The sequence below is a fragment of the Pseudoduganella flava genome, from assembly GCF_007830495.1.
In the GTDB taxonomy this organism is placed as follows: domain Bacteria; phylum Pseudomonadota; class Gammaproteobacteria; order Burkholderiales; family Burkholderiaceae_D; genus Rugamonas; species Rugamonas flava.
Map to the genome: position 1 here is coordinate 620,776 of NZ_VLKW01000002.1, position 16,520 is coordinate 637,295.

Genomic DNA, 16,520 nt, shown 5'->3' on the forward strand with positions numbered 1-16,520 from the left:
CGTGCTCAAGGCGGCGATGCCGCCGGCGGAGCGGGGGATGCCGCGGTCGCTGGGAACGCCCGCTTGTACAAGGCGGCGCACAGCGCCTCGACGCGCTGCTTGCCTTCCAGTCCCGCGGCGGCGCTTGCGATGTCGCGCAGCGCGGTGAGCGTCGCGTGGCGGCCCAGTGCGCGGTAGCTCTCGAACTGGCTCTCGTCGAAGAACTGGTCCGCGGTGCTCTGGTGCGGAAACTCCGGGTGCAGCTTGCTGTAGTTGAGCACGTCCGCGTTCTCGCCGCCGATGATCGTCGGCTTGATGTACAGCAGGATGCCGTCGGCGCAGGGGCCGTCCGCCTGGCTGTAGCGCACCCGGCCCGTCACGAAGCAGACGCCTGCCTTGGTGTCGTCCTTGCTGTCGGCCTCCAGCGCGCGGATCTTGCTGGCATCCAGGTCGATCGGCACGTTGAAGTCCGTCACGCACTTGCGGATCGCATTGCCGAGGTCTTCGAAGCGGTTGCCCTTGTCCGCGCTGGCGTCGATGGCGACGATCAGCCGGCAGCGCCGCCTGACCAGCTCGTAGATCCCCAGGTTTTCAAAGTGGCCGCCGTCGGACAGGTACAGGAATCGCGCGGTCGCGTCGGTGAGCCCCAGCAGCTCGGCCATGATGCTGAACAGGCCGAAGCGCGGCGCGGGCCTTTTCCATACGTTGTGCCGCATCGGATTGGGCGACCAGCGCCCCAGGCGCAGGTTGAACAGCGTCATCAGGAATGACAGCGGCGGCGACGAGTGGTAGCCCATGTTCGGGCTGGCCGCCGCGCCCGATACCGCCACGGCGGTGCCCAGCATGACGCCGGCGTCGTTGTCGCGCAGCCAGGACTCCTGCGACGCATACATGGCGGTGGGGCGGTATGCGCCGCGCAGCTGCGGCCGCACGCCTTCGCTGCCGGGCAGGCGCGGCAGTTCGAAGCCCGTAAAGGCGGGCGAAAACAGGAAATTGCCGGCCTTGCGCTGCTGCCACGCCAGCTCTTTGCCGCCCACCAGGTTGATCGCGGCGTTGACCAGATGGTACGGCCGCTGCAGCCTGCCCGCGCCGGGGCCGGGCGCCTGCTGCGCCAGCATGTCCGCCAGCGGCGGGTCGTCCTGTGCGTCGAACCCGGTGAACGGATGGGGCGCGCGGTGCGGCGTGCTGGCGCCGAAATACGCCCGTACCAGCCGCAGCCGGTACATCATGTACAACGAGAACTTGTTGACGTCGACGCGCCAGGACAGCACGAGGCCGATGCCAAGGAAGCACAGCAGCAGCGTGCCGGCGGCCATCGGCGGGCCGGGGCACCACACCGTATAGCCGCGCAGTGAAGGGTCGCGTGGCCCGGCCAGGCACGCGCGCAGGGTGCTGCTGCAGGCGGTGTAGCGCTCCAGGAGCTCCGCCAGCGGTTGCGCCGGCGGCGGGGCGGGCTTGCACGGGTCCTTCTGTGGGCACGCAACCGGCTGCGCGCCCAGCGGCACGGGTAGCGGCGTGTTCGATGCCACGGGGGCGACGAGCGCCTGCAGTGCCGTCGTCAGCGTGGCGATCGCCAGCACGCTGAACGCATACGGTGCGATCAGCGCCACCAGTTCCTTGCTGCGCACGGGTTGCGCCGAGCCCGTCGACTTGCTGCTGCCCGCCTTCAGCCCCAGCAGGGTCAGCAGTGACGTCAATGCGCCCGTGATCGCCGTGGTGGTGACGTAGTTGGTCCAGGCCCAGTCGAGCAACGGGGGCAGGTAGAACGTGCAGCCGAACAGGAACAGCCACGCGGCGGCGCAGATCACGGTCCAGGCGGCCTGGCGTGCCCACCATTCTCGGCTGGCGTCGCTGTACAGCCTGCCGACGAGGCCGATCATCAGCGTGATCGAGATGCCGAACAGTCCCAGCAGGATCGGCATGCCGAAGGTCAGGACGCGAACCGCGTTGGCGTGCGTCGTGCCGCTGGCGAACACGATCAGCTGGATCAGCAGCAGCGTGCCGACAGCCAGCGCCACCATGGCACAGATCAGGTGCGTCAATCCCATCAGGAAAACCGCTTGCAGGCGCCGCAGCAGCGGCCCGTCGCCGCCCGGGGCGGACGATGGCCCGGCATCGCGCCAGTTGAGGATTTGCGCGACGGTCCAGCCCGTTGCCCAGGCCAGGAAATAGCAGACGCCCGGCGCGAGCAGCACCGCGTAGTGCCACGTATCCGGTATCTCTCCCCGCGTCCAGAACGCGTTGATGTCCGGTGCGACCTGCGACAGCGCGAGGCTGCCGAAGACGCCCGCCGCGACCAGCGGCAGGCACACGCCGCAAACCACCGCCAGCTGGCCTTGCAGGCCGACGCCGCGCCACGGGCGCGGATCGCGGCGCGAGATGCCGAACGCGATGCAGCCCACCGCGACAAGGAAGCACGCCGCCGCGGCCAGCCCCAATGTGCCGCTGCGCTCGTCGACCAGCGGCACGACGCACTGCAGGATGACGCGCGGCACAAGGAACAGCAGCGCGAGCCAGGCCACCAGCGTGGCCATGTTGAGCAGCGTGTTGCGCAGGTAGGTGCAGATCAGCGTCCACGTGTCGACGCTGAACATGCCGGTGCGCGGCGTCAGGTAGTTGCTGTAGCGGCGCAGGAACTGGACGGGGCGGGGCTCCGTCAAGGGCGGCTCCGGCGCGGCCGGCTGTTGCTGGTTGTCGGGTGCCAGCTCGGGGTGGCCCGCTGTCAACGCGCTTTCGACGCTGCCCACGTCGCCATGCTGGTGGTGGATCCACTTCGACAGCCAGCCGCCGATATAGCCGCCGCCGGACACGGTGGACAGGTAGTCGAAGTCGTGCAGCAGCTTCAGCTCGGCGAGAGCCTGGACGACGCCCAGGTTGAACGTGGCGCTGCGGATGCCGCCGCCGGAGAACGCCAGCGCCGTCAGCCTGGCGTCGTGCGCTTCCCGGTACACCTTGTCGAGGTCCGCCGGCTTCGTCGCGGGCGGAATGGCGCCCGCCAGCGCGTCCAGCTCGAAGCGGAAGACTTCGCTGAACGTGTTGCCGGCCTGCTCCGTCAGCGATTGCCACGGATGCGTGGCCTGGCAGTCGAAGTGCCGGCAGAACTGCGCGAAGCCGTGCTCGAGCCCCTTGCTGCAGTCGATGCCGAGGTGTTCCAGCTTGCGCCGGATGTCCATGCGCTGGCCGTCGGATGTGGGTAGCACGTAGTCGGGCATGATCGCTCCACCGCAAGCGGTGCGGCACGGCGGGGCGCACGCAGCCCCGGCGCGGCGTCACCGCAACCAGACCGGAAAGGTCCGCACGCGCGGACCGGGAAGGGAAGTCCTGCAGGCGGCCGGCGTCAACTCGGCGGATGCTGGCACAGGTCGCGCGGCGGCCGCGCCATGCCGACGGGTGCGCAAGGCTCGCCGACGAGCTGGCGCAGGGCGGGGCGCGTTGCGGATCCACTGCTCATGTCAGCCTCCAGCGGCTGCGGGACGGGTGCTCCGGCTGCAATCTGGCCGGACCGTGATGTCGCCGGCGGTTTACGCGAAATCTGGCGACGTATAAAAAATCTTACACATATTGGCCGGAGCGTCGCCGCCCCGCCGCCTGGCTAGCGAAAAGATAATCAGCTTTTACAACACTTGCAGCATGCTTGCGAGGCGCGCTTCAACCGCGCAGCTTGAGCCGGATGATCCAGCGCCGCGACGTATCCGCGTCGCAGTTGTACTGCACACCCTGCAGGTTGTTCTCGGGCGAGGTGCCGCCGGCGATCGTCAGGCACTTGTTCGTCTGCACGTTGCGCAGCTGGTGGATGCCGGTGCCCGTCACGTCGCTGATGCGCCACGTTCGCGAAGGATGGGTATCGCAGTCGTACTGCAGCGCGCGCACATTGTTGTCCGTGCTGACGCCGCCCGCGATCGTCAGGCACTTCCCGGTCTGCACGTTGACGACCTGGTAGATACCGCTGCGCATTTCGCGCAGCGTCCAGCGGCGCGATGGGTCGGCGTCGCAATCGTACTGCACCGCATCGACGTTGTTGTCCGTGCTGACGCCACCGGCGATCGTCATGCATTTCGCCGTCTTCGCGTTGACCAGCATGACTTCGGCGCCGATCTGCTCGGCGGCAGCGGGCAGCGGCAGCGCGGCAAGTGACGCCAGCAGTGCGGCACAGGTGGCCGCGCCACGGCGCAGCCTACGTTTTCTCGATGAGTGGCAGACGTTCATGCGGATCTCCTTTTTCGGCGCCATCGCGGGTGTGGCTGGCACGTGCAATAGTGCGCCGATGGTGGCGCCGCTGCTGTCACCAGTTGTCGCGGATCTGTATGGCCGTTGTAGCGGCGCCCGGCCGCACCAGCCGCGGGGGCTGGCGCGCGGTGCTACCTTGCCAGTTGCGGCAACGAACGCGGGGCCTCCCGCGGTGAGGGGGCGCCGGCCGGGCCGGCCGGCAGGGTGAACACGCGCACCGTGCCGGCAAGGACGCCCGTCTGTTCTTCCAGCGAGCCCGCGGCGGCGGCGGCCTGCTCGACCAGGGCGGCGTTTTGCTGGGTGGTGTTGTCCATCTGCGTGATCGCGCTGTTGACTTGTTCGATGCCCGCCTGCTGCTCGTTGGTCGCGGCGGTGATGTGCCCGATGAGCTGGCTTACTTGCTGCACGCTGCCGACCAGTTGGCGCACGGTGCCGACGGCGTCGTCGACGAGCCGGCTGCCAGCGTGCACGTCCTCGACCGAGGTATTGATCAGCTGCCCGATTTCCTTGGCGGCGCTGGCCGCACGGTGTGCCAGCGCGCGCACTTCGCCCGCCACGACGGCGAATCCGCGGCCCTGTTCCCCGGCGCGCGCCGCTTCCACCGCCGCGTTCAGCGCGAGGATATTGGTCTGGAACGCGATGCTGTCGATGACGGCGACGATATCGGCGACGCGTGCCGACGAGTCGTTGATGCGCCGCATCGTCTCCGCGACCTGCTCGATCATCTCGCCGCCCCGTTGGGCCTGGCCGCTCGCGGCCAGCGCCTGGTCGTTGGCGGCGCGCGCGCTGTCGGCGTTTGTCCTGACGGTGGACGTCAGTTCCTCCATCGACGATGCCGTCTCTTCCAGCGAGCCCGCCTGCTGTTCGGTGCGCGACGAAAGGTCGAGGTTGCCGGACGCGATCTCGGCCGCCGCCGTGGCGATCGTCCCGGTGCTGTCGCGCACCTTGCCGACGATGTTGACGAGGGACTGGTTCATGTCGCGCAGCGCCTTCAGCAGCGCGCCAATTTCATCGTTGGAGCGACTATCGATGTCGCCCGTCAGGTCGCCGCGCGCGACCCGCTCGGCGATCGCGACCGCCTCGCCGAGCGGCCGTGTGATGTTCCCGGCGATCCACCAGGCGATCAGCCCGGCGAGCAGCGCCGCGAGCAAGCCGCCGATGGCCAGGACCGCCTCCGTGCGCCTTTGCAATGCGGCCGCCCGCGCGGCGCGCTCTTTCAGCAGCACTTCCTCCGCGTCCATCACTGCAGCGATCCGGGCGCGCATCGCGTCCATGCCGGCCTTGCCTTTGCCGGCCCGCTCCAGCACGAGCACATCGTCGATGCTGGCGGTACCGGCGACGACCTGGCGGCGTAATGCGATCGCCGGCTGGATCGCCTGCCCCAGCCAGTCCTGCTCGGCGCGTGCGATCTCATCGAGCTTGCCTTGCTGCGACGGGTTGTCGGCGGTGAGGCTGCGGATCGCCGCAAGGTGGCTGCCGAATGCGGCAGTGCCGGCGTTCAGCGGCTCGAGCGAAGCCTCGTTGCCCGACAACGAGAAGCCGCGCTGGCCGGTCTCGATATTGATGAGGCTTTCCAGCAGCATGCGCGCTTCGCCGATCACTTGATAGGTGTGCACATTCATGTCGTTGGCCGCATTGAGCGTGCCGACGTTGCGATACGCGGTACCGACCAGCAGCAGTAACGCTCCCACGATCGCGGCGAATGCCGCGTACAGTCGTGCGCCGATTTTCCAGTTGTTCAACATGAGCCCCCCCGGACGACATAGCGGGCATCGTAGCGAGCTTTGACGGAGGAAGGCGCCCGCTATTGCGCGGCCGTGACTGGCGTTTTGGAAGCCGCCCCGATGCCTGCCGGGCCGCGGCGGCCCATCCCCGGTCATCGGCCGGTATCGATCAGCAGGTATAATCCTGCACCTGTCGCCTTTCCCTCGAAGCGGCCGGCGTCCAAAGCCCCGCTGCAAAGGTAACGCCCGCCGGGCGGGACCAGGCCGTGTCCACGCGATCCGCCACCCCGACCCGATGCGTTTCCATGCGGCGGGGCTTTCGTAATTCCGCGCGCAGCGCATTGTTTTCATCAGCACCCATTTGGAACTCCACCATGGAAATCAAGGTCAACTTTCTCGATAAGCTGCGTCTCGAAGCCAAATTCGACGACTTCACGGTGATCGCCGACCAGCCCATCCGCTACAAGGGCGACGGCTCGGCCCCCGGCCCGTTCGATTACTTCCTGGCGTCGTCGGCGCTGTGCGCCGCGTACTTCGTGAAGTTGTACTGCGATACCCGTGGCATCCCCACCGAGAACATCCGGCTTTCGCAGAACAATATCGTCGACCCGGAAAACCGCTACCAGCAGACCTTCAAGATCCAGGTCGAGCTGCCGCCGGATATCTCCGAGAAGGATCGCCAGGGCATCCTGCGCTCGATCGACCGCTGCACCGTGAAGAAGGTGGTGCAGACGGGCCCCGAGTTCGTCATCGAGGAAGTGGAGAACCTGGACGCCGACGCGCAGGCGCTCTTGACGTTGCAGCCGGGCGGCGGCGCCACCTACATCCCCGGCAAGGACCTGCCGCTGGAGCAAACCATCGCCAACATGGCGGGCCTGCTGGCGGAGCTGGGCATCAAGATCGAGATCGCGTCGTGGCGCAATATCGTGCCGAACGTCTGGTCGCTGCACATCCGCGACGCGCATTCGCCGATGTGCTTCACCAACGGCAAGGGCGCGACGAAGGAAAGCGCGCTGGCTTCCGCGCTGGGCGAGTACATCGAGCGCATCAACGCGAACCACTTCTATGCGGGCGTATTCTGGGGCGAGGACATCGCCAACGCGCCGTTCGTGCACTACCCGAACGAGCGCTGGTTCCAGCCGGGCCCGAAGGACGCGCTGCCGGCCGGGATCCTCGACGAATACTGCCGCGAGATCTACGACCCGGACGGCGAGCTGCGTGGCTCGCACCTGATCGACACCAACTCCGGCAACACGGCGCGCGGGATCTGCTCGCTGCCATTCGTGCGGCAGTCCGATGGCGAGACGGTGTACTTCCCGTCCAACCTTGTCGAGAACCTGTACGCCAGTAACGGCATGAGCGCCGGGAACACGCTGGCCGAAGCGCAGGTGCAGTGCCTGTCCGAGATCTTCGAACGGGCCGTCAAGCGCGAGATCATCGAGGGCGAGCTGGCGCTGCCGGACGTGCCGGCCGACGTGCTGGCGAAGTACCCAGGCATCCTGGCCGGCATCCGCGGCCTTGAAGAGCAGGGCTTCCCCGTGCTCGTGAAGGATGCGTCGCTGGGCGGCGCCTACCCGGTGATGTGCGTGACGTTGATGAACCCGCGCACCGGCGGCGTGTTCGCGTCGTTCGGCGCCCACCCGCGCTTCGAGGTGGCACTGGAGCGCAGCCTGACGGAACTGCTGCAGGGCCGCAGCTTCGAAGGCTTGAACGACCTGCCGCCGCCGACGTTCGCCAGCAATGCCGTGACGGAGCCGAACAACTTCGTCGAACACTTCATCGATTCCTCCGGCGTCGTGTCGTGGCGCTTCTTCAGCGCGAAAGCCGATCACGAGTTCGTCGAGTGGGACTTCTCCGGCCACGGCGAAGACTCCAACGCGCAGGAAGCGGCCACGTTGCTTGGCCTTCTGGCCGACGCGGGCAAGGAAGTCTACATGGCCGTGTACGACCAGCTGGGCGCCACGGCGTGCCGCATCCTGGTGCCCGGCTACTCGGAGATCTACCCGGTCGAGGACCTCGTATGGGACAACACGAACAAGTCGCTGCTGTTCCGCGAAGACATCCTGAACCTGCACCGCCTGGACGACGACGCGCTCGCGGACCTGCTGGATCGCCTCGAGAACAACGAGCTCGATGAATACTCGGACATCGCCACGCTGATCGGCATCGAGTTCGACGAGAACACGGAATGGGGCCAGCTGACGGTGCTCGAACTGAAGCTGCTGATCCACCTGGCGCTGGGCCAGTTCGAGGACGCGCACGATCTCGTCGGCGCCTTCCTGCAGTACAACGACAACACCGCCGAGCGCCGCCTGTTCTACCGGGCGATGGATGCCGTGCTGGAGGTGGAGCTCGACGACGAGCTGGAGATGGACGACTACGTGGTCAACTTCCGCCGCCTGTATGGCGACGCGCGGATGGACGCGGCGCTGGGTTCGATCGACGGCACCGTGCGCTTTTATGGCCTGACGCCGACGAGCATGAAGCTGGAAGGCCTGGACCGTCACGCGCGCCTGCTCGACAGCTACCGCAAACTGCACGCGGCGCGCGCCCGCGCGGCCAACGCATAAGGAGACCAGTCATGACCATTTTCGCGAAACCCGTGTTCGACGCCACCGTCGTCTACCAGGGCCAGGAACTCTTCAAGGGCCAGGGTGCCGCCAGTATGTGGGCGGAGAAGGTGGCCGCCGAGATCGAGAGTCCCGTCACCGTCGAGAAGATCGGTACCGGGTGGGCGTTGTGCGGCACGGTTGATGGCGTCGAGGTCAAGTGGGGCATCCTTGGGCAGCGGTTGAAGCGGCTCGACTGAGTTCACCGGGCCGGCGCGCGCGCAAGCCGCCGGCCATTCCACCTGGCGCGCATCGCCCGCGGCCACGGCTGAAGTGCTACCTCCTTGCTAACTTTTTGTTGACGAGCACCGCCGAAACCCCTATCCTCATCAAAAATGACAACGTTGGACATTTTCGCGGAACAGCGCGATTCTGGTCCTGTGCAGAGGAGACAGCGTGGCAACGATTCACGACGTGGCTGAGAAGGCCGGCGTGTCGATCAAGACGGTTTCGCGGGTACTGAACGGCGCGACCGAGGTATCGGAAAAAACCCGGGTGCGCATCGAGCAGGCCATGCGCGCGCTCGATTTCGCGCCATCGGCGGCGGCGCGGATGTTACGGGGCAAGCCCACGGGGCTTGTCGCCGTGATCGCCGAACAGTTGACGACCACCCCCGATTCAACCGAGATCATCAAGGGCATCCAGCTCGTGTGCGAAGAGCTGGGCAAGGTGCTGCTGATCGGCGAGACGGGCGGGCACGCGGCCGTGGCCGACCGCCTCGTCGCGGACATGCGCGAGCGCCGCGTCGAAGCGATCCTGTTCGCGACGCCGTTCCACCGCCAGGTGACCCTGGAGCCGATGCTCGGCAACACGCCCGTCGCGCTGGCCAACTGCTTCGAGGCCCAGGCGCGCTACACGCAGGTGGTGCCGGACGACGAAGGGGGCGGCCATGCCGCCGCACGCATCGTGCTCGACGCCGGCCATCGCCACATCGCGTTCCTGCAGCTGATCCCCGGCATGGTCGCGACGACCTTGCGTTTGCACGGCTTCGAGCGGGCGTTGCGTGAACGCGGCGTTGCCGTCAATCCCGCGTGGCTGCTGCACGGCGCGGTGGCGGGCGAGGCGGACGAGTTCGCGCATCTTGAAGAAGCGGTCGATCGCCTGTTCGCCGGTCCCGAGCGGCCGACCGCGATCCTGTGCGGTAACGACAAGATGGCGATGCGCGTCATCTTCATCCTGCAGCGCCGCGGCATGCGCGTGCCGGCCGATGTCTCCGTCGTTGGCTACGACGATTTCCGCCTCATTTCCGAAGCGCTGGACCCAGGCCTGACGACGGTCGCGCTGCCGTATCGCGAGATCGGCGAGCTGTCCGGCCGCCATGCGCTGGCGCCGGCGGAAGAGGGTGCCGGCACCATTCGCGTGCCGTGCGTGCCGGTGCTGCGCGGTACGGTAGCGGCGCCGCCTGCCGGACGGGGGAAACGATGAGGCGGCTCATGGTGGCGGTGCTGGCCGCCTGCGCGGTGCCGGTGCTGGCCGCGCCCGTCGAGATCCGGCTGTGGCGCCACGACACGGGCGACGCGGAGATGGCGGCGGGCCGCGCGGCCGTCGAACGGTTCAATCGCGCGCAGCAGCAGTGGAAAGTGGTCGTCGAAGCGATCCCGCAAGGCTCGTACACGGAGTCGATCACGGCCGCGTCGCTGGTGGGGCAGCTGCCGTGCATCATCGCGATGGACCAGCCGACGGTGCCGAACTTCGCGTGGGCCGGCCATATCCGGCCGCTCGACGCGTTGCTGCCGAAGGAAGCGACGGGCCGGCTGCTGGAGGGCGGGCGCGGCATGTACAACGGCCACCTGTACAGCGTCGGCCAGTTCGACGTGGTGCTCGCGCTGTTCTCGCGCCGCTCGATGCTCGACCAGCTGGGCATCCGCATCGCGACGATGGCGCAGCCGTACACCGCCGCGGAATTCCACGACGTGCTGGCGAAGGCCAAGAAGAGCGGCCGCTATCGCTTCCCGCTGGACGTCAACGGCCGCTTCAAGGGCGAGTGGTACAGCTATGCGTTCTCGCCGTGGCTGCAAAGCGCCGGCACCGACCTGATCGACCGCGCCGGCTATCGGCGCCTCGACGGTATCCTCAACAGCGAGCCGGCGCTCCGTGTCGGCCGCTACTACGGCCAGCTGTTCGCGGACCGGCTGGTCGAGCGCATCCCGGCGGACGACAAGGCATTCGAACAGGGCCGCGTGCTGTTCCACTACACGGGGTCGTGGAAGGCGCGCGAATACAGCCAGCGCTTCGGCAGCGATCTCGTCGTGATGCCGCCGCCCGATTTCGGCCAAGGCCCGAAGATCGGCGCCGCTTCCTGGCAGTGGGGCATCACCCGCAGCTGCAAGCAACCCGAGGGCGCGGCCGCGTTCCTCGCACACCTGATTTCAACCGGGGAGATCGCCGCGGCGTCGCGCGCGACAGGGCTGGTTCCCGTCACGACGGAGGGCGCGGCGCTGACCGAACATTACCGCCCCGGCGGCGACTGGCGCGTGTTCTTCGAGTTCGCATCGCGCTACGCGGTGCCGCGGCCGGCAACGCCGGGCTATCCGGCACTGTCGGCGGCGTTCGAGAAGGCGCTGGCCGACATCCGCAGCGGCAAGGAGGCCGCCGAGGCGCTGGACGAAGCTGTCGAAGCGGTGGAGCACGATATCGCGCGCAACAACGGCTATGGCTTTGCCGAACGCGCCACCGGGAGCGTGAAATGAGCAAGCGGTTCGACGTCGACCACCCCATCGCCGTAGGCACGTTCGCGGCGCCGGCGCTGCTGCTGTTCCTGATGTTCGTGGCGCTGCCCCTGCTGCTGGCGGCCGGCGCTACCTTCACCAACCACCGGCTGATGTCGCCGGAGCCGACCCGCTACATAGGGCTCGACAACTACCGGCGGCTGCTGTCCGCCCAGGTCGCCGTCATCGAGCCTGTCCGCGACGCCGCCGGTATGCGCTATCCCACGTGGCGCCAGGTGCGCGAGCAGCGGCCGGCGCTGGCCGGCTACCGCGTCGCGTTCCAGATCGAGGCGGGCGAGCGACGCATCGTGCTGGCCGCCACCGATCCGCTGTTCTATCGTTCGCTGATCAACACGTTCCTGTTCGCGGCGCTGGTGCTGCCGCTGCAATGCGGCGTGGCGCTGGGCCTGGCGATCCTCGTCAACCAGAAGATTCGCGGCCGGGTGTTTTTCCGTACCGTGTATTTCGCGCCCGTCGTCACGTCGATGGTGGTGGCGTCGATCGTCTGGGCGTTCATGCTGAACACGGACCGCGGCATGCTCAACGAGCTGCTGCGCGGCCTGCTGCACGACCCGGACGCGGGGCCGGACTGGCTGGGCGACAGCCATTACGCGCTGCCGGCGATCGCGCTGATGTCGGCATGGCAGGGCGCCGGCTTCCAGATGCTGGTGTTCCTCGCCGGGCTGCAATCGATCTCGCCGGAGCTGTACGAGGCGGCCACGCTGATGGGCGCGAATGCGTGGCAGCGCTTCGTGCACGTGACCTTGCCGGGCCTGCGCAACACGATCATCTTCGTGCTCGTGTCCACCACCTTGCTGGCGTTCGGCCTGTTCACGCAGGTGGATGTGATGACGTCCGGCGGGCCGCTCGATTCCACGTCGACGGTCGTGTACCACGCCGTGCGCAGCGGCTTCCGGCAACAGGACGTCGGCTATGGCTCGACGATCACGCTGGTGTTCTTCGGCATCGTGCTGGGGCTCTCGGTGCTGCAGCGCGTGCTTGTGAAGAAAGGAGAGGGCAAATGACGGATCGCTCGGTGAAGGGCTGGCGCGCGGTCGCGCTGCTAGTGGCGATGGCGGCGCTCGGCATCGTGTTCGTTGCGCCGCTGCTGTTCATGGCTGTGTCGTCCTTCAAGGATGACGACGCGATCTTCGCAAACCTGGGCAGCTGGTCCGCCTACCTGCCGTCGGCCGCGTGGTCGATGGAGAACTACCGGCAGGTGTTCCAGAAAAGCGACCTGCCCGCGTTCCTGCTCAATTCCACGGTGATCGCGGCGCTCGTCGTCGGCGGGGGCATCCTCGTCAACAGCATGCTGGCGTTCGCGATCGCGCGCATGCGCTGGCGCGGCCGCGAGCTGGTGCTGGCGCTGGTGGTGGCGATGGTCATCGTGCCGTTCGAAGTCATCGCCATTCCACTGCTGTCGCTCGTCGCGCGCCTGCCGTGGCCGGCCATCGAACATGGTCACCTCGTGCTGCACACGGGCTGGTTCAACAGCCTGCACGTGCAGGTGATCCCATTCCTCGCCAACGCATTCTGCGTCTTCCTGTTCTACCAGTTCTTCCGCGATATTCCGCTGGAGCTGGACGAGGCGGCGAAGATGGACGGCGCCGGGCCGTGGACGCTGTACGCCCGCATCATCATGCCCAACAGCGGCCCGGTCATCGCCACCGCCGCCATCGTGCTGTTCATCTCGGCGTGGAACCAGTACCTGTGGCCGATCATGGTAATCCAGGGCGAAGCGTTCCGCCCCGTGCAACCCGGCATCCAGCAATTTTTCGGACGCACCAATTCGTGGGGCCAGATCATGGCCTACGCAACGGTGATCACTTTGCCCGTACTGGCCGTCTTCCTCGTCTTCCAGCGGCAGTTCGTCGCATCGGTGGCGGGAACCGGCATCAAGGGCTGACTTTTTGGACGACACATGGCACTTACACTGCACGACAAATACATCTGGGATTTCTGGCATTTCGAGGAAGCTGGCCAGCAGCACCTGTTCTTCCTGCAGGCGGACCGCGCGATCGGCAATCCCGACCTGCGCCACTGGAACGTCTCGATCGGCCACGCCGTGTCGACGGACCTGCGCAACTGGACGCCGCGCGGCACCGTCTTCGGCCCCAGCGCAGGACCGGCATGGGACGACTACACGACGTGGACCGGTTCCGTGATCCGCGCCGAAGGCCGCTACCACCTGTTCTACACGGGCACTTGCCGCGCCGAGAACGGCCTGCGCCAGCGTATCGGTCACGCGGTGGCGGACAGCGTCGACGGCCCGTGGCAGCGCGTCGGTAACGGCCTGGCGCTGGACCTCGACACGCGCTATTACGAGGAGCACGAGGAAGGGCGCTGGCACGACCGGGCCTTGCGCGACCCGTGGGTGCTGCCGGAAAAAATCGATGGCCAGTACCACATGTTCTTCACGGCGCGCCGCAACGACGGACCGCTGTATGAACGGGGCGTGATCGGCCATGCCGTGTCGACGGACCTGGTGCACTGGGAAGCGACGGCGCCCGTGTATGACGGCGGCCACTATGGCCAGCTGGAAGTACCGCAAGTGTTCGAGCGCGACGGCCGCTGGTACTGCGTGTTCTGCAATGTCGCCGCGCACTGGTCGGAAGCGATGCGCACGCAGCACGACGGCGGCGTCTCCGGCACGCATTACCTGGTGGCCGACAATCCGCTGGGCCCATGGACTGTCGCTCCCTGCTTCCTCGATGGCGATAATCCTTGCCGCCGCTACGCCGGCAAGATCCTGCGCGATCCCGTCACGGGCAATGACTGCCTGATGGCGTTCCTCGACGCGGGCGCGGACGGCCAGTTCGTCGGCGCGATTAGCGACCCGCTGCCATTGGTGCTGCAGGACGGGCTGTACGCGCTCGCGCCTTCTTTGGCTTAAAAATGACAACGTTAGACATCCGCTGAGACGAGCAGGAGGAGACAGGTGTACATCGACGATTTACAACCACGCGGCATCCGGCGCCGCGGCTTGCGGGCCCTGCTGGCAGCAGGCGCGCTCGCATGCCTGCCGGCGCTCGCGTCGCAGAGCGGACCGCCACTGGCGCACTGGGGCTTCGACGAAGGGCAGGGAAGCACGGCCACGGAGAGCGTGTCCGGACGCAGCGATAAGGTCGACTATGTGTTCAACGCGGCCCGCTTCAAGCCCGCGTCGTCGCCGTTGTGGCGGCCGGCCGCCTGCTGCATCCGCGGCGGCTGCCTGCTGTTCGACGGTTACTCGACCGACGTGCAGGCGCCGGCGCTGACGACGGCGCAGCTGTCGGCCGGGTTCACGGTCAGCGCCTGGGTGGCGCCCCATGCGTTCGAATGGGGCGACGGCGGCAACCCGTCGGCCTTCGTCAGCCAGTACGACCCGGAGTCGAAGCAGGGCTTTGCGTTCGGCGCGTACCGCTTCGGCACCTGGGGCATCCGGCTGGGCTTCGGCGCCACGGTGCTGGAAGCGCGCGTCACCGAACGCAAGCTGCCGCGCGACGCCTGGTCGCACGTGGCGGCCAGCTACGATCCGGCGCGCCGGCGCGTGGCGCTGTTCCTGAACGGCGAGCAGGTCGGCGACGTTGCCGCCCCCGCCGATGCGGCGTTCGCACTGCCTGCCCGTGCGCTGACGTTGGGCCGCTATTCGCAACCGGCCACGGTACGCGGCGTGTTCCGCATGAACACCTTCCTCGGCCTGATGGATGAAGTGCGCATCGACGCCGCGCCGCTCGATGCCCACGCGGTTGCGGAGCGGATGACCGCCGACCTGGCGGCCCGCAGCGGCAAGGTGCCCATACTGACGCACGCCGACTTCAGCATCCCCGCGGCGACGTTCGCGGGCGACCGCCACCGGCCGAGCTATCACGTGATGCCCGATGCCGGATGGATGAACGAGCCGCACGCGCCGTTCTACTTCGCGGGGCAATATCACCTGTTCTTCCAGAAGAATCCGTTCGGCCCGTTCTGGCACCAGATCCACTGGGGCCACTGGGTCAGCAAGGACATGGTGCACTGGCGCGAGCTGCCGATCGCGCTGGCGCCGGAAGACGACGGCCTGGCGCCGGACGGCATCTGGTCCGGCAGCGCGGCTTACGTGCCGGACGGCAACCCGGTGCTGTTCTTCACGGCCGGGAACGATGCTGCGAAACCGAACCAGCGCACCGGCATGGCGGTGCCGTGCGATCCGCGCGATCCCGATCTGGCGTGCTGGAAGAAGCACCCGGTGCCGGTCACGCTGCAGCAGCAGGGGCAGGGCCGCTTCGGCGAGTTCCGCGACCCGTTCGTGTTCCGGGACAAGCGCAGCGCACGCTGGTTCCAGCTCGTCGGGTCCGGCCTTCCCGGCGGCAGCGGCACGGCACTCGTGTACGAGTCGACGGACCTGACGCACTGGACGCCGCGCGGACCGCTGTTCTCGATCGATGCCGCCGCGTTTCCGGAGATGATCAAGACGTGGGAGCTGCCCGTGCTGCTGCCGGTCGGCCGGGGCAGCGATGGCCGCGAGCGGCACGTCTTCCTGAACGACGTGGGTGGACAGGCGTATTACTGGATCGGCACGTTCGATGCGGCCAGTGCGCGCTTCCAGCCGGACAGCCCGGCGCCGCGCGTGTTCGACGTAGGGCAGGGCCATTTCTCCGGCCCGAGCGGCTTCGTCGATCCCCGCACGGGCCGCACGATCGTGTTCTCGATCGCGCAGGGCGAGCGCTCCCTGGAAGACGAGCGCGATGCCGGTTGGGCCCACAACGGCGGCCTGCCGATCACGCTGACGTTGGGCGCCGATGGCGACCTGCGCCTCGCGCCGATCGCCGAACTGGCCACTTTGCGCGGCAAGCCGCTGCTGGACCTGCGCGATGCCAGCGTGGCCGATGCGGCCAAGGCACTGGGCGCGCTGCGTGGCGACGCCATCGAGATCGAACTGGCACTGGCGCCCGCGCCGGCGGCCGGCAAGCGGGGCCTGCGCGTACGTGTTGGGCAGGACCAGGCCGAGTACACGGCGCTGTACGTGGACACCGCGCGCAACCGGCTGGAAATCGACCGCACCCGCTCGACGGCGGGCCGTTCGTACGGTGTGCAGGGCGGCGCGTTCGACCTGGGTAAGGAGCCGCTGCGCATGCGTGTGTTCCTGGACCGCTCGATGGTCGAGGCGTACGTGAACGAACGCAAAAGCCTGACGAGCCGCGTGTACCCGTCCCGGGACGACGCGCTCGGATTGGGATTGCTTGCGTTGCCGGGCGACCGTGTCGTCAGCCTGAAGGTGTGGCCGATGCAGCCCAGCGCGGGGAGGAACTGAC

At 67.7% G+C, this 16,520-nt stretch carries 11 protein-coding genes; 8 read left to right on the forward strand and 3 right to left on the reverse strand.

Going from position 1 to position 16,520, the window contains the following annotated elements; all coding sequences use genetic code 11:
* Positions 1-5 precede the first annotated feature (5 nt).
* From IP92_RS30385 to IP92_RS07035, 3 genes are all read right to left on the reverse strand, one after another.
* Positions 6-3,191, reverse strand: coding sequence for a patatin-like phospholipase family protein (locus IP92_RS30385; RefSeq protein WP_229418668.1), 3,186 nt, complete (start codon positions 3,189-3,191; stop codon positions 6-8).
* A gap of 436 nt (positions 3,192-3,627) precedes the next feature.
* The gene (locus tag IP92_RS07030; RefSeq protein ID WP_145873810.1) at positions 3,628-4,185 is read right to left on the reverse strand and encodes an RICIN domain-containing protein; all 558 of its coding nucleotides are present in this window, start codon (positions 4,183-4,185) and stop codon (positions 3,628-3,630) included.
* 152 nt (positions 4,186-4,337) lie between these two features.
* Positions 4,338-5,951, reverse strand: coding sequence for a methyl-accepting chemotaxis protein (locus IP92_RS07035; RefSeq protein WP_145873811.1), 1,614 nt, complete (start codon positions 5,949-5,951; stop codon positions 4,338-4,340).
* A 353-nt stretch (positions 5,952-6,304) separates the two neighbouring features.
* On the opposite strand from IP92_RS07035, the gene IP92_RS07040 reads away from it, so the two are divergent.
* The 8 genes from IP92_RS07040 (at position 6,305) to IP92_RS07075 (ending at position 16,519) form a co-directional block, all read left to right on the forward strand.
* Positions 6,305-8,500, forward strand: coding sequence for an OsmC domain/YcaO domain-containing protein (locus IP92_RS07040; RefSeq protein ID WP_145873812.1), 2,196 nt, complete (start codon positions 6,305-6,307; stop codon positions 8,498-8,500).
* Positions 8,501-8,511: 11 nt separating this feature from the next.
* Positions 8,512-8,739 (forward strand): hypothetical protein, encoded by a 228-nt coding sequence (locus IP92_RS07045; RefSeq protein ID WP_145873813.1) that lies wholly within the window; start codon positions 8,512-8,514, stop codon positions 8,737-8,739.
* A gap of 196 nt (positions 8,740-8,935) precedes the next feature.
* Positions 8,936-9,964: a LacI family DNA-binding transcriptional regulator gene (locus IP92_RS07050; protein WP_145873814.1), complete on the forward strand. Its 1,029-nt coding sequence runs from the start codon at positions 8,936-8,938 to the stop codon at positions 9,962-9,964.
* A complete protein-coding gene (locus IP92_RS07055) occupies positions 9,961-11,229 on the forward strand; it encodes a sugar ABC transporter substrate-binding protein (protein WP_145873815.1) in 1,269 nt (422 codons plus the stop codon). The genes IP92_RS07050 and IP92_RS07055 overlap by 4 nt, the downstream gene beginning before the upstream one ends.
* On the forward strand, positions 11,226-12,272 hold the full coding sequence (locus IP92_RS07060) for a carbohydrate ABC transporter permease (protein ID WP_145873816.1): 1,047 nt from the start codon (positions 11,226-11,228) through the stop codon (positions 12,270-12,272). The genes IP92_RS07055 and IP92_RS07060 overlap by 4 nt, the downstream gene beginning before the upstream one ends.
* The gene (locus tag IP92_RS07065) at positions 12,269-13,153 is read left to right on the forward strand and encodes a carbohydrate ABC transporter permease (protein WP_145873817.1); all 885 of its coding nucleotides are present in this window, start codon (positions 12,269-12,271) and stop codon (positions 13,151-13,153) included. The genes IP92_RS07060 and IP92_RS07065 overlap by 4 nt, the downstream gene beginning before the upstream one ends.
* Positions 13,154-13,168: 15 nt before the next feature.
* Entirely contained in the window at positions 13,169-14,140 is a 972-nt protein-coding gene (locus IP92_RS07070) for a family 43 glycosylhydrolase (protein WP_145873818.1), read from the forward strand.
* A gap of 45 nt (positions 14,141-14,185) precedes the next feature.
* Complete coding sequence (locus tag IP92_RS07075) at positions 14,186-16,519, forward strand: GH32 C-terminal domain-containing protein (RefSeq protein ID WP_145873819.1); 2,334 nt, start codon at positions 14,186-14,188, stop codon at positions 16,517-16,519.
* Position 16,520: the final 1 nt, after the last annotated feature.